The sequence below is a fragment of the Streptomyces sp. NPDC046900 genome, from assembly GCF_040644975.1.
Classification (GTDB): domain Bacteria; phylum Actinomycetota; class Actinomycetes; order Streptomycetales; family Streptomycetaceae; genus Streptomyces.
In genome coordinates this window covers 1-21,927 of the sequence record NZ_JBEYXD010000082.1, presented here as the reverse complement: position 1 = coordinate 21,927, position 21,927 = coordinate 1, and the positions used below count along the sequence as shown (strand labels likewise).

The following is a 21,927-nucleotide window of genomic DNA, read 5'->3' as shown; positions in this document are numbered from 1 at the left end:
AGAACCTGGGGGCTTGATGTGAGCGGACAACCCAACACCCGGCTCGCGGACCTGTTCGGCCTGGCCGGATGGTCCAAAGGCGAGCTCGCGAGGATGGTCAACCGGCAGGCGGCGGCCATGGGTCACCCCCAGCTGTCGACCGACACCTCGCGGGTGCGGCGTTGGATCGACATGGGAGAGATCCCGCGCGATCCGGTGCCGCGGGTGCTGGCGGCGCTGTTCACCGAGCGACTCGGCCGTGTCGTGACCATCGAGGACCTCGGTCTGGTCCGGCACGGGCGCGCGGGGAAGCGGCGTGACGACGGGGATGCGAAGAACCCCGACGGAGTGCCGTGGGCGCCCGAGCGGACTGCTGCGGTCCTCACCGAATTCACGGGAATGGACCTCATGCTCAACCGACGCGGCTTGGTGGGCGCGGGTGCCGCGCTCGCCGCAGGATCCGCACTCAGCAGCGCCATGCACGACTGGCTGCGCACCGATCCGGCTCTCGCGGCCGACGCTCCCCGCTTCGACGATCCCCTGCACGCCGACCCCGCTGGGTACGACCGCTATGAGGCCGCCCCCATCGGATCGCAGGAGATCGAGGAGCTGGAGCGCTCGGTCGAGGTGTTCCGGGCCTGGGACGCGGCCCGCGGTGGTGGGCTGCAGCGCAAGGCTGTCGTGGGACAGCTCAACGAGGTGGGAGGCATGCTCTCCTACCACCACCCCGATCATCTCCAGCGCCGCCTGTGGGGCGTCGCCGCCAACCTCGCCGTCCTGGCCGGGTGGATGTCGCACGACGTCGGCCTGGAGCCCACAGCACAGAAGTACTTCGTCATCGCCGCCCATGCGGCCCATGAGGGCGGCGACCGGCCCCGTGCCGGGGAGGCGCTCTCCCGCGCCGCCCGTCAGATGGTGCACCTCGGCCGGCCCGACGACGCGCTCGACCTGATGCAGCTCGCCAAGTCCGGCTCCGGCGACCAGGTGCTGCCGCGCACCCAGGCCATGCTCTGCACGATCGAGGCCTGGGCGCAGGCGTCGATGGGCAAGGGGCAGGCCATGCGGCGCACCCTCGGCGAGGCGGAGGACCTGTTCGTCTCGGACCGGGGGGACGTGCCCCCGCCGAGCTGGATGCAGATGTTCGACGAGGCGGACCTGCACGGGATGCAGGCTCTGGCCTACCGCACCCTCGCCGAACACGAGCCGGGTGCCGCCGCCGTCGCGCAGCGCCACGCCAAGGAGGCGCTGCAGCTGCGTGGTTCCGGCCGGGAGCGGTCGAACATCTTCGACCACATCTCCCTCGCGTCCGCGTGCTTCATCGCGGACGACCCGGAACAGGCCGACCGGTACGCGCGCCTCGCCCTGACGTCGATGGGAGCCAACTCCTCCCATCGCACCTGGGACAGGCTCCGTGAGATGTACCGGCTCACCGCGCAGTACTCCAGCTATCCGAAGATCCAGGATCTGCGTGAGGAGATCAAAGTCGCCCTGCCCAAGGGCCTGTTGAAGTCGAAGGGCAGCGACTCCGCGCAGGCGTGATCCAAGGGCGGCGACTCCGCGCAGGCGTGCGGGGTACCGGTGCCGGTGTCCATGGGGAGTGGCTCCCCGGGGCGCTGACTCCGTTCGTCAGGACATGACCCTGGCGATGAGGACGCAGGCATCGTCCTCGCGCTCGCACTCGCCGAACTCCTCCATGACGGTCCGCACGCACTCCTGGGCCGTGCGGGCTTCGTGGAAGCGCGGAGCCAGGTCGAGCAACCTTCGGACGGCATCCGTGCCACTGTGCCGCGGGACCAGCCCGTCGGTGTGCAGGAGCAGCAGGTCGCCTTCCCTGAGGGTTTCTTCGGCCTGTCCGTAGGAGGCTCCCGAGGTCGCCCCGAGCAGCACGCCGTCCGGCGCCGCCGGCATGCGCCCCGTCCCGTCGCGGAACAGCAGCGGGGCGGGGTGCCCTGCCTGCGCCCAGCTCAGGGTGCGTGTCACAGGCCGGTAGCGGCAGCACACGGCGCTGCCCAGGGCCGGCTGGACCGAGGCGTCGAGCAGTTGGTTCAGCCAGCCCAGCAGCCGGCCGGGCTCGGTGCCCGCCATCGCCATGCCCCGCAGGGCGCCGAGCAGCGTCGCCATGCCGGAAGCCACGCTCACCCCGCGGCCGGTGAGATCACCGACGCTGAGCAGCGTGTCGCCGCCGGGCAGTTCGAGCGCGTCGTACCAGTCCCCGCCGATCGGCGGGGTCGAGGACGACGGCAGATAGCGGGCGGCCAGATCCAGGGTCCCGGGGCCCTGCCGCGGAAGCCGCAGGGATCCGCGCCACGGCGGCAGCACGGCCTCCTGCAACTCGACCGCGAGCCGATGCTCGGTCTGCGTGTGGTCCCGGTGGCGTCGCAGCGAGTCACGGGTCTCGTGTACGGCCCGGCGGTGCCGGCGCAGTTCGCTGACGTCCCGCAGTACGGCCCACATCTGGGCGGTGCTCCCGTGCGCGTCGAGTACGGGCTCGCCCATCATGTGCACGGTCCGCACCTCGCCGCCGGGGCGCCGGATCCGGAACTCGCCGTCGATCGGCTTTCCGTCGATCAGGCAGTCCGTCACCATCCCCGTCAGCAGCGCCCGGTCCTCGTCGTGCACCAGCGAGGGAAGTTCGTCGAGGCCCAGCGCCGGGGCCGAGGGGTCCCGGCCGAGGATCTGGTACAGCTCGCCCGACCAACTCGCCTCGTCCCTCAGCAGGTTCCATTCGGCGCTGCCGACCCGGCTGAGCAGTGAGTCGCCGGGGGACGACGCGGCCAGGTCCGGAGCGTCGGCCGGTTCGGCGGCCACGGGCGGCGGACCGTCCCGCAGCTGCGCCAAGTGCTCGTCCAGATCGCTCAGTTGGTGCAGCGCCAGATCGCACAGCGCACGCTGCCAGCGTCCCTCCGGGTCCGAGCCGTCCTCGGGCGCCTCCCGCCGTACGGCGTCCACCTCGCCGCGCAGTCGCCGTGTCTGTGAGATGAGCGCATCGACGGTGCCGGGCCGGGGTGGCTGGGCGGCGGGGCGGTCCGCGGAGAGATGGGGTGGCATGACGCGCTCCGATGTGGGGACGGTTCGACCAAGGCTGACGGAGGGACCGTTACGACTCTTGCACAGCCCGCGACGCCGTGTAAGGGATTTGGCAACACACGATCCGGTGGTGCTCATGGCATATGCCACAGGCCCGGTGGAGTGCGTCCGGACCCCGCTCGGAGTACATGCCCGGGCCTGCCAAGTCGTAGGAGACGTACGGGACTTGAGAGGCCCGGGGGATGGGCGGGAAGGCGCTCAGGCGTGCGTTCAACGGCCGTGCGTTCGACCGCTACGCCCGCTCGTACAGCTCCGGCCGTGTGGCCAGGCCGACGCTCTCCCGGGCGCCGCTCCGCTGGGCCCGGACACCGGCCTCGGCGACCGCCGCGGCCGCGTAGCCGTCCCATACCGAAGGGCCGGTCACCAGGCCCTTCCTGGTGGCGTCGACCCAGGCCTGCACCTCGCGGTCGTAGGCGTCCGCGAACCGTACGAGGTAGTCCTGTGCGACCTCCTCGCACGCACCGCCCGCGGCCGTGACGACCATGGTGTGCCCGTCCCCGATCCTCGCGCTGCCGTCCTCGCAGACGGCCTCGCAGCGCACCTGGTAGCCGAAGCCCGAGTTGACGAAGATCTCCACGTCGACGACGGTCCCGCCCGAGGTCTCGAACACGACGAACTGGGGATCCAGCAGGCCTTCCGGGGCGTTCGAGGACGCCCGCGGACGCAGCACGGTCACCGCGGTGAGCTCCTGGTCCAGCAGCCAGCGGGCCGCGTCGATCTCGTGCGAGACGGAGCTGTTGATCAGCATGGCCGTGGTGAAGTGCGACGGTGACGACACATTGCGGTGTGTGCAGTGCAGCATCAGCGGCCGGCCCAGCCGGCCGCTGTCGAGCAGCGACTTCAGGCGCATGTACTCGGCGTCGTAGCGGCGCATGAACCCGACCTGCGCGAGCCGCCGCCCGAGCCGCGCCTCCGCCTCCACCACCCGCAGTGCCCCGGCTGCGTCGGGCGCCAGCGGCTTCTCGCACAGCACCGGCAGCCCTCGTGCGAAAGCCTCGAGCAGCGCCTCCTCGTGCGCCGGCCCGGGCGAGGCGATGAGCACGGCCTCGACGCCCGGGGCGTCGAGCGCGGCGGCCGGCTCGGAGTGCACGGCGACACCGTCGATGCCCGCCGTGGCCTCCTTGGCGCGATCCGTCTCGGGTTCCGCCACGGCCACGACTCTCGCACCGCTCACCACACGGTCCAGTCGGCGTATATGGTCGGCGCCCATGTGCCCCGCACCCAGTACCGCCACGCCCAACAGGTCGCCCATGAGCCGCCTCCCTCTGCGCTGATCGTCCCTGCGCAGGGTAGACCGCCGGACGTCCGCCCCACGGAGGCGGCGTGCGCCGGCGCTGACCAGACGTCGAGGTGGTGGCCGTCATCGCCGCGGGCCGTCACGCGGTGCTTCCCCTCATGAGCATGCCGGGGCCGGTTCGCCTGGAGCGCCGCCCGCGCTGTGCCGGGCGGCCCGGCCTCGCGTCGTCCCGCGTGCGACGGGGCCGGTACGGCCCCTCGGCGGACCGGGCCGCTCCGCACCTGGAATGCGGCCCGAAGCAGGCCGCGAGGACGTGCCCGAACGGCGCAGCGCCGCCGGAGTGGCGAGGCATGGGCCGGTCGGACTACGGACGCGTTGCCCGCCGGCCGTACATGGCACACCCTCGTCATATGGCTGCTCGATACAACGGATTGCCGGGAGCGGTCGAGATTCCGAGAAACCGCAGGTGAAGGACATCGTTCCCAGAGGACCTGCGCGGAGGTGACACATGTGCGGCATCACGGGATGGATCTCCTACGACCGTGATCTGCGGACCGAGGGCGCGACCCTGGACGCGATGACCGCGACCATGGCCTGCCGGGGCCCCGACGCCCGGGGCACCTGGGCCGAGGGACCGGCGGCCCTCGGCCACCGCAGACTCGCGATCATCGACCTGCCCGGCGGGCGCCAGCCGATGACCGTGAAGACCCCCGACGGCACCGTCGTGCTCGTGTACTCGGGGGAGGCGTACAACTTCACCGAACTGCGCCGCGAGTTGACCCGCCTCGGCCACCGCTTCACGACCGACTCCGACACCGAGGTCGTGCTGCGCGGCTACCTCGCCTGGGGCGAGATGGTCGCGGAACGGCTGAACGGCATGTACGCCTTCGCGGTGTGGGACGGCCGCCACGAAAAGCTCGTGATGATCCGCGACCGTATGGGCATCAAGCCCTTCTACTACTTCCCGACCTCCGACGGCGTCCTCTTCGGCTCCGAACCCAAGGCGATCCTCGCCAACCCGCTGGCCCCCGCCCGGGTCGGCGTCGACGGACTGCGGGAACTGTTCGTCATGGTCAAGACACCCGGACACGCCGTGTGGGACGGCATGCACGAGCTCGAGCCGGGCACCGTCGTCACCGTCGACCGCGAGGGCCTGCACCGACGCGTCTACTGGAAGCTGGAGACCCGGCCGCACACCGACGACCGGGAGGCCTCTGTCGCCACCGTCCGCTCGCTGCTCGAGGACGTCGTGCGCCGCCAGCTGGTCGCCGACGTGCCCCGCTGCACGCTTCTGTCCGGCGGCCTGGACTCCTCCGCGATGACCGCTCTCGCCGCCCAGCAGCTGGCCAGGCAGGGGGAGAAGGTGCGCAGCTTCGCGGTGGACTTCGTGGGGCAGACCGATCACTTCGTCGCCGACGAACTGCGTGCCACCCCCGACAGCCCGTTCGTGCACGACGTCGCCCGCGCCTGGGACACCGAGCACCAGGACATCGTCCTGGACGCGCTGTCCCTCGCCGACCTCGAAGTTCGGGCGAAGGTCATCCGGGCACGCGACCTGCCCGTGGGCCTCGGCGACCTGGACACCTCGCTCTACCTGCTCTTCCGGGCGATCCGCGAGCACTCCACGGTCGCGCTGTCCGGAGAGTCCGCCGACGAGGTCTTCGGCGGCTACCAGCAGTTCTTCGACGAGGACGCCCGGCGCGCCGACACCTTTCCCTGGCTGGTCCACTTCCAGCAGTACTTCGGGGACGAGACCGAGGTCCTGCGCACCGACCTGACCGACGCACTGGACCTGAAGTCCTACGTGGCCGACAGCTACCGCACGGCGATCTCCGAGATCGTGCGCCTGCAGGGCGAGAGCGACTTCGAGTACCGGATGCGGCAGATCTGCCACCTCCACCTGACCCGGTTCGTGCGCGTCCTGCTGGACCGCAAGGACCGCACGAGCATGGCGGTCGGCCTCGAGGTGCGGGTGCCGTACTGCGACCACCGGCTCGTCGAGTACGTCTACAACACCCCCTGGTCGCTGAAGTCCTTCGACGGCAGGGAGAAGAGCCTTCTCAGGGAGGCGACGGCCGATCTGCTCCCGAAGTCCGTGTACGACAGGGTCAAGAGCCCCTACCCCTCCACCCAGGACCCGCAGTACGCGGTCGCCCTCCAGGAACACGTCAGGGACCTACTGGCCCAGCCCTCCCACCGTGTGTTCGACCTGGTCGACCGGGAACGGGTGCACCGGGCCGCCCATCACGCGGCGCCGCAGATCACGCAGGCCTCGCGGCGTGGCCTCGAACGCACCCTGGACCTCGCTCTCTGGATGGACCTCTACACCCCGCAGCTGTCCTTCACCACCTGACGCCGGGCGCCGTCCGGGCCCGGCGTCAGCGGCTCAGTCCGACCGGTCCGGTCCGCACGAGCTGCCGTTGGCCGGCAGGGAGCCGTCCAGGAGGAAGGAGTCGACCTTCTCGCGGACGCACCGGGAGTCCGCGTACCCGGTGTGGCCGTCGTCCCTGTTGTCGAGGACCACCGCCGAGGAGCCGAGGCGCCGGGCGGTCTCCATGGTCCAGCGGTACGGCGTCGCCGGATCCCCGCGCGTGCCGACGAGCAGCATCTTCGGGGTGCTCACGTTCTTCACCTTCTCGCGGATGAAGTCGGTGCCCTTTGGACGTCCGTAGCACATCAGCACCTCGGTGAGCCGGTACCGCCCGAAGACCGGGGAGGCCTCCTCGTACTCGTCGCGCAGCCGGGCCAGGTCCCCGGTGATCTTGTCGGCGCTCGGCCGGTCCGGGTCGTCGGCGCAGTTGACGGCCATCAGAGCGGCCACCAGGTTGTCGGCGGGCACGTCCTGCGGGTCGACGAGCGCGCCACCCGCACGCGTGGCAGAGGGATACGCCACGCCGGGGCCCAGGAAGCGCATCATCCCGGTGGGATCGCCCAGCTCCACCAGCTGGGACAACGCCTGCTCCAGCAAGGGCCACAGCTGCTTGCTGACGAGCCCCTGCCCGATCGCGCCGACCAGGTCCTGCCCGGAGAACGGCAGGCCGAGAGGGGTCGGCACCGGCTCCTGGTCCAGCGTCCTGACGAGCTGCAGGACCTGATTTCCGGCCGAACGGGTGTCCGGGCCGAACGGGCACCCCAGGTCCTTGGCGCACCAGCCGAGGAAGTCCTCGAGCGCGATCTCCTGCCCTTGCGCGCCGGCCAGCCCCTGCTCGGTCAGGGGCTCGGTGAGCGTGTCCACCCCGTCGAGGGCCATGCGGCCCACCTTGTCAGGGAACTGGGCCGCGTACACCGCGCCGAGGCGTGTGCCGTAGGAGAAGCCGAGGTAGTTCAGCTTCTTGTCGCCGAGAGCCTGGCGCATCACGTCCAGGTCGCGCGACGCGTTGATGGTCCCCATGTACGGCAGCACCGGCCCGGAGTGCTTGGCGCACTGCTCGGCCGTCTTGCGCATCTGTTCGAGCGCGGCCCGCGGGTCGCTCTCACCGGCGGGAGCGGTCGCCGTGTCCGTGTCCTCGTCCGTGCCCTGGCCGCAGCTGACGGGTGAGGACCGGCCGACCCCGCGAGGGTCGAACGTCACCACGTCGTAGCTGTTCGTCAGGGGCATGAAGTCCTTGCCCGCCACCGCCAGCACCGGGACGCCGGCGCCGCCCGGACCGCCGAAGTTCAGCAGCACGGAACCGTGCGAGTGGGCGGTGGCACGGTAGCGGGCCATCGCCAGGTCGAGCGTTCCGGTGTCGGGCCTCGCGTAGTCGAGGGGGACTGTCACCGTGCCGCATTCGAGGTCCGGTGGCATCCCTTCGCCCTTGCACGCCGACCACGTGATCCTCTGGTGGTAGAAACGGGATAGATCGGGCCGGCGGTCGGCCGCGACCGAGGGCAGAGCGGCTCCCAACAGAGCCAGTACAGCGGTCGTGGCCGCCGCCGCGGCTATGGCGGGGCGTGTGTGCGTGGACAGCATCGGCGCCTCCGGGGACGCCCCGGCTGCGGATCCGGCGACGGCCCTCCGATCACGATAGGCGGGCCCCCGCGGGCACGCCTCCCGGGCGGCCGGGACCGGCGGACGTGGCGTGGCCTGCGGCTACGCGGGCGGTACGGCCCCGCTGTCGGTCCAGGCCGCCCTGCCACTCGATGGAGTGAAAGGCAGATAAGCCATAACTCGGATGGTTCGTCTGCGTTTTACGGGGTGCGAGCGACTGCTCGCGACCAAGTCTGGAAGGCAGGGAAACCTATGAAACGGGTTACCCGGAATGGTTTGATCGCTGCGGCCGCCGCCTCGGGGGCGCTGGCTGTGACGATGCCGGCGCATGCGGACTCCGCGGCGGACGGCACCGCGGTGGGTTCGCCCGGACTGATCTCCGGCAGCACCGTTCAGCTCCCGGTTGACGTTCCGGTCAATGTGTGCGGCAACACCGTGTCGGTGGTCGGGCTCCTGAACCCGGCCGCGGGCAACAGGTGTGTGAACCAGGGCGCGCGCACGGCCGGCCCACGGCCGGGGACCCTTTCCCGGGGCGGCGCCACCGCGACCGGCGGTGGCAAGGGTTCCCCGGGCCTGCTCGCCGGAAACAGCGTGCAGTTGCCGGTGCACGTTCCGGTGAACGTCACGGGCAACACGATCGGTGTGGCCGCCGTCGGCAACGCGGCCACCGGCAACAGGTCCACGAACACGTCGAGCACCCACCGCCCCGCCCCGCGGCCCGTCGTGCCGAGGGCGCACACGCAGCCGCGTCCCGTGCCGCGCACGGTCGTGGCCCTTGCGCACACGGGCGCGGACGCGACCGTGCCCGCGCTCGCGGGGGGTGCGGCGCTGCTACTGGGCGGGACCGTGCTGTACCGCCGGTTCCGGCCGGGATCGGTCCGCTGAGCCGACCTCGGCTCGCGCGTCGAGGAGGGTCCCGCCGGCGATCGGCCGGCGGGACCCTCGGGTCGGCCGAACGCCGTACGGGGCGAAGCCGCCGTGGCGTCGCCCCGCGAATCCCATTTCCGTAGGGCCGTGTTTCTCAACGGCGCGCTCGGCGCGGCGAGTTCGGAACGGCCGGACACCGGATGGTGCGCGACGGGGAGATCGGGAAGGATCTGTCGGTGTGGCCGATCAGGGCCCGCGACCCCCCACGGAATGGAGCGCAACGATGACCTCTGCGGGTCCCGAAGACCTCGTCGTCACCCGGGCCACCCTCGACGACTGGCCGGTGGTCACCGGCTGGGCGGCGGACGAGGGCTGGAACCCGGGGCTCTCCGACGGCCAGGCCTTCTTCGCCCAGGACCCCGAGGGCTTCTTCATCGGCCGGCGCGGCGACGAGCCCGTCTCGGCGATCTCCGTCGTCAACTACGGCGCCGACTACGCCTTTCTCGGCTTCTACCTGGTGCGACCCGACCTGCGTGGCAGTGGCCTGGGGCTGACCACCTGGAAGACGGCCCTCGCCCACGCCGGCGGTCGCACGGTCGGCCTCGACGGAGTCGTCGACCAGCAGGCCAACTACCGCCGCTCCGGCTTCGTGTTCGCCCATCGCACCGTGCGCTTCGGCGGTGCCGCCCCCACCGCGGACGCGGCCCCCGGAGTGCGCCCCGCGGACAAGGACGACCTCGACGCCGTCGCGGAGTACGACAGCGCCTGCTACCCGGCCGACCGCCCCCGTTTCCTGGAGCACTGGCTGACCACCGCGGGCCACCAGGTCTTCGTCCGGGTCGAGGACGGCCGCCTCACCGGGTACGCGGTGATCCGCCCCGCCCGCGACGGTCTGCGCATCGGCCCCCTGTTCGCCGACACCCCGGAGGGCGCCGACGCGCTGTTCGCCGCGCTGGCCGCCGAGGCGGCCGGCCGGGAGATCGCCATCGACGTCCCCGAGTCGAACGCGGCGGCCGTCGCCCTGGCCGAACGCGCCGGGCTCACCCCCTCCTTCGAGACGGCCCGCATGTACACGGGCCCGGTCAGGCCCTTCGCCGGGGAGCGCGTGTACGGGGTGACCACCCTGGAACTCGGCTAGGCGGTTCCGTGCGGACCAGACGGAGATGGCGGACTTGGGAAGTCCGGTCGGCTGGACGGTCGCGGTCGTTTCGTAGCGGGTGGCGACGCCTCGTCACCGCGCCTCCTCAGCCGATGGTGACGACACGCGCCCAGGACGGCGGGGTGTCCGGGACATAGTCGGGGTTCTCCTCGTCCGCGGCGCAGGCGGGACGAGGGAAGAGACCGACGACGGTGCGGCAGGGCGGCTGTGCGGAGGGCCACGGTGTCTGGCCGTCCGTCAGGGCGACGATCACATCGGGGCGGGGCCGGGAGCGGAGCGCCCGGGCGAAACCGGCGCGCAGATCCGTTCCCCCGCCGCCGACCAGTTCCAGGTTCTCGGCACGGCAGAGCGGAACGGCGACCCCGGCCGCCGCGTCGCAGGAGATCACCGAGACCAGGTCGCGCCGCCCGCCCACCGCCCGCGAGATCGCCGCCACCTCCAGCAGCGCGCTGCCCAGCTCGGCGTCGCTCACCGACCCGGAGGTGTCGATCACGATGCAGACCCGGGGCGGGGTACGCCGCAGGCTCGGCAGCAGCACCCGGGGGACTCCGGCCGAACGCCGGGACGGCCGCCGGTAGCTGTGGTCCTCGCCCACCCCGGGGGCACCCGCCGCCGACCGGACCGCCGCCCCCAGCAACTGCCTCCACGGCTGCGGTGGATGGAACGCCTCGTCCGCCCACCGGCGCCACCCGTCCGGTGCGTCGCCCGGCCGTCCCTTGATCCCCTCGGCGACCCGGAAGCGGACCGCGTCCCGCTGCTGTCTGCTCAGCCCGTGTGCCCCGTCCGGCCCCAGCTCCCAGGGCCGGCCGTGCCCGTCGGCACCGCTGCCGCAGTCCAGCCAGGCCAGGTCCGCGGCGAGTCCGGCCATCGACGCCGTCCGCAGGTACTCCTCCATCAGCAGCCCGTCGGGCAGCCGCAGCAGCGACGGCCGCACCGCTCCGAACGGCTGGGGCAGGCCGTCACCGTAGATGTCGTCGTTGATCTCGAAGTCGGCGGCGATGTTGCGCCGCAGCCGCTCGCCCGGCCCGTCCTCCTCCTGCTCCCGCGCATACCGCTCGCCCCGCCCGTGGTGGTCCCGGAGCAGATGGGAGACCTCGTGCACCCAGACGCCCGCCAACTCCTCCACCGGGGTGCGCGCCACGAAGCCGGGGGAGACGTAGCAGCGCCAGTACGCGTCCACCGCCATCGTCGGCACCGACCGGTCCTCCACCACATGCAGCGCGAAGAGCGCGTCGGCCAGGTAGGGGCGGACCTTCACCGCGTGCAGCCGGGCGGCCAGCAACTTCTCCATGTCCAGCGGGAGCCCGCGCCCGTCGTCCGGCCCGCGGGAGGCGACCGGTGGCCCCGCCACGGTGGCCCGCACCGGGCGCGGCGGCGGGGGCGGGGACATCGGGCGCGGCACCGGGCGCTTCGCGGCCCCCGTCATCGGCGCCCACCCGTCGCCCGCCCGGCCTCGGCCGCCGTGGCCCGCCCCACCGACCGGTCCGCCCGCCGGACCAGACCGACCACCCCTGCCAGCCGCTCCACCGCGTCCGGCACCTCCCAGTCGTCGCGCCGCAGCGCGGCCAGCGCCGTGGCCGGCGCGACCACCAGATCCGGGGCACCGGTCTCCAGCGCCCGGACCAGCACCGCCCAGCCCGCCTCCCACCGGTCCCGCTGCGGCCGCGCCCCGACGGCCGCCACCACTGCCTCCAGTGCCGCCTGACGCAGATCGCCCCGCATCGGCAGCTCGGCGGAGGCCGGGTCGGCCAGCAGTGACTCCGGGTCCGGCAGGTCCATCCGGTCCAGATGCGCGAGGAGTTCGAGCCCTGGCCCGTCTCCCACAGCGCCCCGCACCAGCAGTGCGAGCACCTCCCGGGAGACGGAGGCGGCCGTGCCGAACGCCAGCAGGGTCAACGCGGCCTCCCAGCTCCGGGGCGAGGGCCAGGCACCGCCGCGCCGTGTCTCGCTGCTCGGCAGCCGGTGGATCAGCGTCGGCCGGGCCTTGAGGAAGCCGCAGACCGCGCGCCGGGCGAAAGCCACTGCCTCCGGCAGCCGCTCCGGCACCAGCCGGGGCAGCTCCGCCCGGGGCCAGACCCCGCCCAGCCCACGCACCACCACCTCCCGGTCGTGCACCCAGTGGAGATGCACGAACCGGTTGGCCAGCGGCGGGCTCAGCTCCCACCCGTCCGCCGCCGACGCGCGCGGATTGGCCGCAGCCACGATCCGTACCCCCGGCGGCAGTTGCAGCGCACCCACCCTCCGCTCCAGGACGACGCGGAGCAGCGCGGCCTGAACGGCCGGGGTGGCGGTGGAGAGTTCGTCAAGGAAAAGCAGGCCCCGCCCGGCCCGGACGAGCTCCACGGCCCACTGCGGCGGCGCCATCGGTACTCCCTGCACCGCCGGGTCGTCGCCCACGATCGGCAGCCCGGAGAAGTCCGACGGCTCGTGGACGCTGGCGATCACGGTCGTCAGCGGCAGGTCCAGGGACGTGGCCAGCTGCGTCAGGGCCGCGGTCTTGCCGATGCCCGGCTCGCCCCAGAGCAGCACGGGCAGGTCGGCCGCGACGGCCAGGGTGAGCGCTTCGAGCTGCTCGTCAGGGCGCGGCTCGGTGGTGGTGGTCCGCAGGAGAGTCAAGAGGTCGTCGGCGAGGCCGAGTTGGGCGCTGGTTGCGCATGCGCCGGCGGGAGCGGATGCGGGCGCGTCGGCGACCGGGACCGCGGCGGGCAGGAGTGTGCTGGAGATCATGGGCATCACCTGGGGTGGGATAGGGGATCGGGACGGAACAGGACGGCCCGTCCCGGATGGCATGGGGGCGTGCGGCGCGGAATGCGCCGGGAGGGATAAGGGGCTTCGGCGGGTGCGTCCGGTCCGGCGGACAACCCGGTCGAGCGGCCGACTGATTGGGCGAACCGGTCGAACGGTCAGGGGGTCGCCCGGTCAGGCGGTCGACCGGTCAGCAGGCCAGGCCGGTGCGCGGCCGGGCCCGGCTGCTGAGCTTGCGGCGCAGTGCGAAAGGCGTACGGCGGTCGAGCCGGGGGCGGTGGTTGGCCTCCGCGTGTCCCGCACCCGAGGGATTCCCGCCCCCTGCCGCACTGGTACCGGGGTGCACGGCGACCAGTCCCGAACGGAAGAGCCCGTGGTCGACTCGGCGGGCCGCGGCCGACTCCAGTGCCTCCCGGAGTGGCCCGTCGCGCAGGATCGCGCCGGGACCGAGCAGCCCCTCGACCACGGCCAGTGCCCCGGAGACGTCACCGTGGCCGAGCCGCTCCCGGACCGCGGGCAGCGCCTCCGGGTTGCGGTGCACCGCGTCGATCGCCCGCAGGCAGGGCAGCGCCGGCCCGCCGAGCGCCACCACCAGCTCTTCCCGGCCCAGTTGGGCCGGATCGTGATCGATCGCCGTCAGCACCCCGTCCCGCAGGGCGATCCGGTGCAGCTCGCCCCGGCAGTCCACCCGGTGCGGATCACCGGTCTCGGGGAAGGGACCGGACACCGGTGCCGAGTCGGACGTAGCCATCGATCCGGACGCCGCCATCGATCCGGACGCCGCCATCGATCCGGACGCCGCCATCGAGCCGGACTCCGCCAGTGCGGCGGCGACGAGTGGATGCAACCGATCGGCCGCGACCAGCCCGGCCCGCAGCAGCTCCAGATCCGGAAGGACCCGGGCCGCCGCCTCGGGCAGCACCGGAAGCGCGGCGACCACCTGCGGCGGCAGCGCCTCCCGCAGCGCCCGGAACGTCGGGGCATGGCTGTCGTCGGGGGCGACGAGTTCGAGCACGACGCGGCTTTGCGCACCGAGCCGCACGGTGAAGGCCCCACGAGGGCGCCCCTCGGCCTGCAGCAGCAACTCCGCCTCGCCGGCCCAAGTTCCGGCCGCCCACGGGGAATCGTGGACGGTGGACCGATCGGGCCGATCTGGCCAGTCCGGCCGATCTGGCAGGACTGCCCCGCCGGGCGTGTGACGCGGGTCGGGCGGTGCCGTGGACGGTGTCCCGCGCGCGCCGCACCGCCGTGCCAGTTCGCCGCTCCGCCCGGCGTCCCAGAGGTGCCGGTGCAGGTCGAGCCGGAAACGCCGGTCGGGATGCGGGTGCGGATGGTGCCCGGGGGTGCCGTTCCCGGAGCCGTCCCACAGCGCCAGGGACATCCGCTGTCCGGCGTCCGCCCAGGCCGGCGGTGTCCGCACCACCAGCTGCAGTGGAGTTGCGCCGGAACTCCGGTAGCGGGCCAGCGAGACGGTGAGGCCGGGTCGGAGCCGCCCGTCGGGGGCGATCCGGGGCATGTGCCAGCGGAGCAGATCCGGCGCCAGCCGGCGCAGGTCCGCACGGAGGCGGGTGACGAGATCGGTGCCGTGGCGGTCGCGCACGGCGCGCAGATCGAGATCGACGTCGATCCGGGCGGCGGCGCAGGCCCCCGCCCAGTCGCCGACCGCACGTCGTGCGGTCGCAGTCTCGATCATGGACGGTGGCACGGCGTACTCGCGCACGCGCTGCCACATCAAGAGGTGGGCCGGAGATCGGTTCGCGATGTGATGTGCCATCAGCACTCACCTTGCGCGAACGATTCCCCCGTTCCGTACGAGGAGGAGTTCTTCATCGGCGGCATCGTAACCACCTCGACGTTGATCTGTCAGTCCCTTTTGGCCGCCCATCGGCCCCGCCTCGACGCACGGCACACCCCCCGGGCGGGACGCACCGGAGGGGGCGCCGTGGCCGGGGACCCGGGTGGAGGCCGCCGGGAAAGGGATATTAACGTGCGGATATACGTCCTGCATGCTGGAGTGAGCTCATGGACCATGCTGCGGTACTCGCGCTGTACGACCGGGACATGCGCCAGGGAGCCCGGCCCGACGGGCCCGACGCTCGCATCGAGCGTGGTGCACGGGTGGTGCGCCAGGTCGGCTCGGAGTACGGCTGGAACGGGATCCTCTGGTCCGATCTGGACGAGACGTCCGCGGACGAGGCGATCGCCGAGCAGGTCCGCCACTTCTCCGGACTCGGCCTTGAGTTCGAGTGGAAGCTCTACGGGCACGACCTGCCGGTCGACCTCGGCACGCGGCTGCGGGCGGCCGGATTCACGCCCGAGCCCGAAGAGACGGTGATGGTCGCCGAGGTCGCCGAGCTGTCCCTCGATACCGAACCGCCCGAGGGAATCCGCATCGTGCCGGTCACCGACGCGACGGGCGTCGGTCTGGTGGCAGAGGTCCACGAGAAGGCGTTCGGCACGGACAGCACGAAGCTGCGCCACCAGTTGCTCGCTCAACTGGCCGGGGACCCGGACGGCCTCGTCGCCGTGCTGGCCCTCGCGGGCGACGAACCGGTCAGCGCGGCACGTATGGAACTGGTCCCGGGAGCCCGTTTCGCGGGCCTGTGGGGCGGCAGCACCGTTGCCGACTGGCGGGGCCGTGGGATCTACCGGGCGCTGGTCGCCTGTCGCGCCAGGGTCGCCGCCTCCCGCGGCTACCGCTACGCCCAGGTCGACGCCGGCGCGCAGAGCCGCCCCATCCTGGCCCGCCTCGGCTTCGAGCCCCTGACCACGACGACGCCGTACGTCTCTCCGTGACCGGATGACGAGCGAGTCCCAGGGCGAGCCGGTACTCCGCAGCCCGGTGTGCGAGCCCTCGGGCCGAGCGCATGCGTGAACGACGCGTTGGCGTCCGCCGGGTCCGTGCGCCGTGGTGCGCCCCCGCCCGGTCCGCAGTCGCGGCGCCCAGAGCCGCGACGCCCGGCGGGAGCCCGCGGCGGGGGTGCGGGGCTTCGAGGCCCGTAGCACCCAGCCGCCGCGGCTTGCCCACGGCACCGGGATCCGGTACGAGCGCGCAGCGCGGTCAGCGGTGCGCCTGTGCCCGGTCGAGAGCCGCGACGCCCAGCGCCGCCAGGCCTATCTGAATGAGCCACTCGATCCAGTCGACGCCCTTTGTGTCGGCCACTCCCATGGCGGCGGCGATCCCGGATCCGATGAAGGCCGCCACGATGCCGACGAGGATGGTCCACAGGATGCCGATGCGCTGCCGTCCGGGCACGACGAGCCGCCCGAGGATACCGATGATGAGCCCGATGACGATGGCACCGATGATGCTCGAAATCTCCATCTTCGCCCCTTGGTGTGAAGGCCTCTGCAGTACTTCGTCTGCCCGGGACGCGTGGCAACAGTCCGTTCCGTTTCAACCTCCGGTCAACGCCGGGTCAATCCTCGGCCTGCCGTAGGGGCGCTCCGCTGTTCCGCCCTCGTTCTGCCATGTACCGTTCAACAGTCCGTCGCGCGGGCGGCGTAGAAAGAGAGATCTACGCGCGCAGACAGCGATGGCGCGGTTCTCCGCGCGAAGACGAACGGCACCCGCACGCTCCTTCCCCGACTCCCCACACGGAGGTCCGCCGGATGCTCGGACTCACCAAGTCACGTCACAGACTCACCACGGCGCTCGCCGTGTTCGGGCTGCTCGCCACGGGCGCCGCCGTCCAGGCGGCCACCGGCGCCACGCCCGCCCACGCGGCCACCCCCCACCGCGTCCTGTTCGACAACGCGCACGCGGAGACCGCCGGCAACGCCGACTGGATCATCTCCACCAGCCAGCCCGACCCCCTCGGCCAGGACTCCACGCCGTCCGCCGAGACGGACTGGACCGGCGCTCTCTCCTCCTGGGGCGTCGCCCTGCAGAAGACGGGCAACTACAGCCTCAAGACGCTGCCTTCGGGCTCCAGCCTGAGCTACGGGGGCTCGTCCGCCACCGATCTGTCGAAGTTCGACACGCTGGTCCTGCCGGAGCCGAACACGCTGTTCACGTCGGCCGAGAAGACAGCCATCATGAACTTCGTCAAGAACGGCGGCGGCCTGTTCATGATCTCCGATCACACCGGGGCCGACCGCAACAACGACGGCAACGACGCGCTCAAGATCCTGAACGACCTGATGACCAACAACAGCGTCGACTCCACGGACCCGTTCGGCTTCTCGATCGACTCGCTGAACATCACCTCCGGCTACCCGGCCGCCATCAGCTCCGCCACCGATCCCGTCCTGCACGGCTCCTTCGGCACGGTGACCAAGAGCCTCATCGCCAACGGCACCACCGCCACCCTCAAACCGTCGGACAACTCCTCCGTCAAGGGCCTGGTCTACCGCAGCGGTTACTCCGGCAACACCGGAGCCTTCTTCCTGACCAGCACCTTCGGCAGCGGCCGCGTCGCGTTCTGGGGCGACAGCTCGCCCATCGACGACGGCACCGGTCAGTCCGGCAACACGCTGTACGACGGCTGGAACGACTCCGGCGCCACCAACGCGGCCCTCGCCCTCAACGCCACCGAATGGCTCTCCGGCGCGAGCGGCAGCAGCGGGGGCGGTGGGGGCGGTGGCTCCACCTGCACCGCCGCTCAGCTCCTCGGCAACAACGGCTTCGAGTCCGGCGCCACCACCTGGAGCGCCAGCGGCGGCGTCATCACCAACGACACCGGTGAGTCGCCCCGTACGGGGTCGTACTACGCCTGGCTGAACGGCTACGGCTCCGCGCACACCGACACCCTGTCCCAGTCGGTCGCCATCCCCTCCGGCTGCACCTCCGCCACCCTGAGCTTCTACCTCCACATCGACACGGCGGAGACCACCACCAGCACCGCGTACGACACGCTCAAGGTCCAGGTCCTGAACAGTTCCGGGACCGTGCTGGGCACCCTGGCGACGTACTCCAACCTCAACGCCGCGAGCGGCTACACCCAGCGCAGCTTCAACCTGGCGAGCTACGCCGGGCAGACCATCACGCTCAAGTTCACCGGCACGGAGGGTTCCACGCTCCAGACGTCGTTCGTCGTCGACGACACGGCGCTCAATGTGAGCTGACGCCCCGAAGGGGTGGGCCCGTTGAACGGGCCCACCCCTTCGGGTGATGCCGCGGAGAGGGCCTGCTCCGTTGGCGGCGCCCCCGCAGGGGTGAAAGTAAGCAAACTTTACTAGCGGCGAACAAGCTGGAGCGCGGCCGCAGTTGCGTCGAACGCCGTGGCTTCCGGTCGGACCGTTCAAGAGGCCGAGCGGCGTTCGAAGACCACGTCCCGCGCCGTCCCCAGCGCCGTCGCGAGCGCGCCCAGCAGCACCGCGTCCTCGCCCAGCCGGCTCGGTGCGATCTTCGGGCGCAGTGGAGTGAGTGCGCGCAGCGTCTCCCGTACGGGGCGCAGCAGCAGGTCGACGCTGTGGCCCACCCCGCCGCCGAGCACCACGAGGTCGGGGTCGAGCACGGCCGCCGCGGCCGCCACCGTGTGCGCGATCCGCTCGCCCTCCAGCCGCACCGCACTGATCGCGGCGGGATGCTCCTTCCGGGCCGCCTCGAACACGTCCTTCGCCGTGAGCTGGCCCGTCATGCCGAACGCCCGCGCCGACTCGACGACGGCCACACCCGACACCGCGTCCTCCAGCGTCTCCGGCTTCTGCCGCCCCGGCCACGGCAGGAAACCGATCTCCCCGGCCCCGCCGTGTGCGCCTGTGAACAGCCGTCCCTCGCTGACCACGCCCATGCCGAGCCCGGTGCCGATCAGGATGTACGCGAACAGCCGGCTGCCCGCGCCGACGCCGTACGTGTACTCGCCGAGCGCGGCGAGGTTGGCGTCGTTGTGCACCTCCAGCGGGATGCCCAGCTCCTCGCGCATCCGGTCGAACAGCCCGGCCCGGCCCCAGCCCGGCAGGTGCATCGCGTAGCGCACCCGGTGCCGCTCCTCGTCGTACACGCCGGGGGTGCCCACCACCGCGTGCGCCACCTCGCCACGCCCGGCCCCCGAGCCCGCGACCACCTGCCGGGCGGTGTCGACGACCAGTTCGGCCATGGCCCCCGAAGTGCGGGCCCGATTGCGCACATCGGACCGGGCGACCACCTCGCCGTCGAGGTTGGCCACCGCAACCCGCAGCCAGCCGCGTCCGATGTCGATGCCGAGCGCGTACCCCGCGCCCGGGTCCGGGGCGTACAGGACCGCCATCCGGCCGCGCTCGGGCGTGTGCGTGCCCACCTCGCGGACCAGGCCCGCGTCCGCCAGGGCCGCGAGCGCGCTGGAGACCGTCGGCTTCGACAGGCCCGTCTCCCGGGCGAGTTGGGCCCGCGAGGCGCTGCCCGCCGCGCGCAGCCGGTCCAGGAGCAGCCGCTCGTTGGTGCTGCGCAGCCGCTGACGGCTCCAGGTCTGTTCCGGCTGATCTGCGGGTTCTCGCGCGGGCATCGCACCATTCTCACGTATTCCTGACGCGCTCTTGACGCGTCTAGTAAGGCTCCTTAACTTTATCGCCCAGTCAGCCTCGCCGGGCGAGCCAAGGGGAGCCCAGCGCCGGCCGGATACCCGCCGCCCTTGATCCGTCTGCCGCCGCTCGACGTCGGCACACAGTCCGTACATCTCTCCCCGCGTCCCGCTTCAGGAGGTCCCGTGTCCGCCAATCCGCCGCCCAACGGCGGTTTCGTCCGCCGAGTCGGCCTGTTCCAGGCCGCCGCCATCAACATGAGCCAGATGTGCGGCATCGGGCCGTTCGTCACCATCCCGCTGATGGTCGCCGCGTTCGGCGGCCCCCAGGCGGTCATCGGCTTCATCGCGGGGGCGCTGCTGGCGCTCGCCGACGGGCTCGTCTGGGCCGAACTGGGCGCGGCCATGCCCGGTTCCGGCGGCAGTTACGTCTATCTGCGCCAGGCGTTCCAGTACCGCTCGGGACGCCTGATGCCGTTCCTGTTCGTGTGGACGGCGATGCTCTTCATCCCCCTGATCATGTCCACCGGTGTGGTGGGCTTCGTGCAGTACCTCGGTTATCTGGCCCCGGACCTCGACAAGACCGCCGGTGACCTGATCGGGCTCGGCGTCATCGCCCTGGTGATCCTTCTGCTGTGGCGGGGCATCGAGAACATCGCCCGCATCACGGCGGTGATGTGGGCCGTGATGATCGCCTCGGTGCTGCTGGTGATCGTCGCGGCGGCCTCGGACTTCAGCCCGCACCTGGCCTTCACCTACCCGGCGCACGCCTTCGACCTGGCGAGCAACCACTTCTGGATCGGCTTCGCGGCGGGTCTGACCATCGGCATCTACGACTACCTGGGCTACAACACCACCGCGTACATGGGCGCCGAGATCAAGGACCCGGGCCGTACCCTCCCGCGGTCGATCGTCTTCTCGATCCTCGGCATCATGGCGATCTACCTGCTCCTGCAGATCGGCACGCTCGGTGTCATCGACTGGCACCGTATGACCGACCCGAACGACATCGCGTCCACGTCGGTGGCATCGGCGGTGCTGGAGAAGACCTGGGGCAAGAGCGCGGCGGACACCGTCACCGTCCTGATCCTCATCACCGCTTTCGCCTCGGTGTTCACCGGTCTGCTCGGCGGCTCCCGGGTTCCCTACGACGCCGCCCGCGAACGCGTCTTCTTCCGCCCGTACGGCAAGCTGCACCCGAAGCACCGTTTCCCGACGCTGGGCCTGGCCACCATGGGTGTGATCACCGCCATCGGCTTCCTGATCGGCCGTCACACCGACCTGGCGACCCTGATCCAGCTGCTCACCACGGTGATGGTGCTGGTCCAGGCGCTGGCACAGATCGTGGGTCTGACGGTCCTGCGCAAGCGGCAGCCGACGCTGCGGCGGCCGTACCGGATGTGGCTGTACCCCGTGCCGAGCATCGTGGCCCTCGTCGGCTGGCTGGTCATCTACGGCTACGCGGACAAGAACTCCCCGGGCCGCCACCCGATCGAGTGGTCGCTGGCCTGGCTGGCGCTCGGCTGCGTGGCGTTCGTGATCTGGGCCCGTCTGGAGAAGGTCTGGCCGTTCGGCCCGAAGGAGATCGCGGAGGAGTACCTCGACGCTCCGGCGCCGGAACCGGCCGGAGCCTGAGCGCAGAGCCGTGACAGAGGGGCGGGCGCCCGCGGCGCCCGCCGGTGGCCGGCCCGCCGGGGGTGTGGGGCCGGCCACCCGCACGACGCACGCCGGTTCTCACGACCGTTCGCCCGTATAGGGCATGGGCCCGCCTGGCGGCCCCTCAGCACGCCCTGGCGATCCGGTGCCGCGGCGGCGCAGGAGACGCGTGTGCGGGCCCGGAGGCGTCGTCCCGGCGCGCTTCGACCGGAGTGGGCTAGCGGGACTCCCCGGACGTCCCGGCCCCGGGCTGCCCGAGGCGAAGGCCCGTGAGGGACGGGCTCGGGTGTGTCGCGCGCCGCGCCGCGCTGCGGAGCGCCGAAGCCGGGTCCCCCTCGTGGTACGGCCGCTCCGACGTCTCGATGCCGTCGAGGAACTCCTGGTAGCGCACGGCGTACATGAGCTGGGCGAGCGGCTCGGCGAGCCGCAGGGCCCGGACCGGGTCGCTTCCGGGGGCGTGGGCCTTCCAGGCCTCGGCCCAGGCGCGGGCCGCCGTGGCCCGGGCGGGCTCGGGGAGGAAGTCATGGGCGCGCAGGCCGTCCACCACCGGGTTGCCCCAGTGGGCGTCCGCGAAGTCCAGGACGACCGGACGGCGGCCGTCGCTGCGCCAGTTGCCCGGGTGGAAATCGCCGTGCACCACCGTGTCGGGCAGCCCGCACTCCGCGAGCTGTCGCCAGCCGCCCGCCAACCCCCTTAGCTTGAAGTTAAACCTTCAGTGATCGTTTGAGGTTCCAGTCGTTCACTCACATGGGGATCTGCCGGACATGGCGACGACCTCCGTTTCACG

16 protein-coding genes are annotated in these 21,927 nt (G+C 72.0%); 7 read left to right on the top strand and 9 right to left on the bottom strand.

Annotation, left to right across the window (positions count from 1 at the left end; all coding sequences use genetic code 11):
• Window positions 1–18: 18 nt before the first annotated feature.
• On the top strand, window positions 19–1,518 hold the full coding sequence (locus ABZ904_RS41165; RefSeq protein ID WP_359403197.1) for a hypothetical protein: 1,500 nt from the start codon (window positions 19–21) through the stop codon (window positions 1,516–1,518).
• 87 nt (window positions 1,519–1,605) lie between these two features.
• On the opposite strand, the gene ABZ904_RS41160 is transcribed toward ABZ904_RS41165, so the two are convergent.
• The gene (locus tag ABZ904_RS41160; protein ID WP_359403200.1) at window positions 1,606–3,027 is read right to left on the bottom strand and encodes a SpoIIE family protein phosphatase; all 1,422 of its coding nucleotides are present in this window, start codon (window positions 3,025–3,027) and stop codon (window positions 1,606–1,608) included.
• Window positions 3,028–3,298: 271 nt separating this feature from the next.
• Window positions 3,299–4,318, bottom strand: coding sequence for a Gfo/Idh/MocA family oxidoreductase (locus ABZ904_RS41155; RefSeq protein ID WP_361829214.1), 1,020 nt, complete (start codon window positions 4,316–4,318; stop codon window positions 3,299–3,301).
• Window positions 4,319–4,811: 493 nt separating this feature from the next.
• Between ABZ904_RS41155 and asnB the strand changes: the two genes are divergently transcribed.
• The gene (asnB, locus tag ABZ904_RS41150; RefSeq protein ID WP_359403206.1) at window positions 4,812–6,656 is read left to right on the top strand and encodes an asparagine synthase (glutamine-hydrolyzing); all 1,845 of its coding nucleotides are present in this window, start codon (window positions 4,812–4,814) and stop codon (window positions 6,654–6,656) included.
• Between the two features lie 33 nt (window positions 6,657–6,689).
• Here the strand turns inward: asnB and ABZ904_RS41145 are convergent, their stop codons facing one another.
• Window positions 6,690–8,255 carry an alpha/beta hydrolase gene (locus ABZ904_RS41145; protein ID WP_361829211.1) on the bottom strand — a complete coding sequence of 522 codons (1,566 nt, stop codon included), beginning with the start codon at window positions 8,253–8,255 and terminating at the stop codon, window positions 6,690–6,692.
• A gap of 270 nt (window positions 8,256–8,525) precedes the next feature.
• Between ABZ904_RS41145 and ABZ904_RS41140 the strand changes: the two genes are divergently transcribed.
• Together ABZ904_RS41140 and ABZ904_RS41135 are read left to right on the top strand one after the other, a co-directional pair.
• Window positions 8,526–9,158, top strand: a complete 633-nt coding sequence (locus tag ABZ904_RS41140; protein ID WP_359403213.1) for a chaplin — start codon at window positions 8,526–8,528, stop codon at window positions 9,156–9,158.
• Window positions 9,159–9,423: 265 nt separating this feature from the next.
• Window positions 9,424–10,278, top strand: a complete 855-nt coding sequence (locus ABZ904_RS41135) for a GNAT family N-acetyltransferase (RefSeq protein WP_359403216.1) — start codon at window positions 9,424–9,426, stop codon at window positions 10,276–10,278.
• Between the two features lie 106 nt (window positions 10,279–10,384).
• Here ABZ904_RS41135 and ABZ904_RS41130 read toward each other — a convergent pair whose 3' ends face one another.
• The 3 genes from ABZ904_RS41130 to ABZ904_RS41120 form a co-directional block, all read right to left on the bottom strand.
• Complete coding sequence (locus ABZ904_RS41130; protein ID WP_361829229.1) at window positions 10,385–11,590, bottom strand: VWA-like domain-containing protein; 1,206 nt, start codon at window positions 11,588–11,590, stop codon at window positions 10,385–10,387.
• Window positions 11,591–11,721: 131 nt separating this feature from the next.
• On the bottom strand, window positions 11,722–13,026 hold the full coding sequence (locus ABZ904_RS41125) for a MoxR family ATPase (RefSeq protein ID WP_361829209.1): 1,305 nt from the start codon (window positions 13,024–13,026) through the stop codon (window positions 11,722–11,724).
• Between the two features lie 208 nt (window positions 13,027–13,234).
• Window positions 13,235–14,818 (bottom strand): hypothetical protein, encoded by a 1,584-nt coding sequence (locus tag ABZ904_RS41120; RefSeq protein ID WP_361829207.1) that lies wholly within the window; start codon window positions 14,816–14,818, stop codon window positions 13,235–13,237.
• 248 nt (window positions 14,819–15,066) lie between these two features.
• Here ABZ904_RS41120 and ABZ904_RS41115 point away from each other — a divergent pair, with 248 nt between their 5' ends.
• Window positions 15,067–15,840: a GNAT family N-acetyltransferase gene (locus ABZ904_RS41115; protein WP_361829205.1), complete on the top strand. Its 774-nt coding sequence runs from the start codon at window positions 15,067–15,069 to the stop codon at window positions 15,838–15,840.
• 265 nt (window positions 15,841–16,105) lie between these two features.
• On the opposite strand, the gene ABZ904_RS41110 is transcribed toward ABZ904_RS41115, so the two are convergent.
• Window positions 16,106–16,369, bottom strand: a complete 264-nt coding sequence (locus tag ABZ904_RS41110; protein WP_359401584.1) for a GlsB/YeaQ/YmgE family stress response membrane protein — start codon at window positions 16,367–16,369, stop codon at window positions 16,106–16,108.
• Window positions 16,370–16,656: 287 nt separating this feature from the next.
• On the opposite strand from ABZ904_RS41110, the gene ABZ904_RS41105 reads away from it, so the two are divergent.
• Window positions 16,657–18,111 carry a hydrolase gene (locus tag ABZ904_RS41105; protein WP_359401581.1) on the top strand — a complete coding sequence of 485 codons (1,455 nt, stop codon included), beginning with the start codon at window positions 16,657–16,659 and terminating at the stop codon, window positions 18,109–18,111.
• Between the two features lie 176 nt (window positions 18,112–18,287).
• On the opposite strand, the gene ABZ904_RS41100 is transcribed toward ABZ904_RS41105, so the two are convergent.
• Complete coding sequence (locus ABZ904_RS41100; RefSeq protein ID WP_359401578.1) at window positions 18,288–19,469, bottom strand: ROK family protein; 1,182 nt, start codon at window positions 19,467–19,469, stop codon at window positions 18,288–18,290.
• Between the two features lie 201 nt (window positions 19,470–19,670).
• On the opposite strand from ABZ904_RS41100, the gene ABZ904_RS41095 reads away from it, so the two are divergent.
• Window positions 19,671–21,119 carry an APC family permease gene (locus tag ABZ904_RS41095; RefSeq protein ID WP_359401575.1) on the top strand — a complete coding sequence of 483 codons (1,449 nt, stop codon included), beginning with the start codon at window positions 19,671–19,673 and terminating at the stop codon, window positions 21,117–21,119.
• Between the two features lie 238 nt (window positions 21,120–21,357).
• On the opposite strand, the gene ABZ904_RS41090 is transcribed toward ABZ904_RS41095, so the two are convergent.
• Window positions 21,358–21,828, bottom strand: a complete 471-nt coding sequence (locus ABZ904_RS41090; RefSeq protein WP_361829202.1) for a phosphotransferase — start codon at window positions 21,826–21,828, stop codon at window positions 21,358–21,360.
• Window positions 21,829–21,927 lie beyond the last annotated feature (99 nt).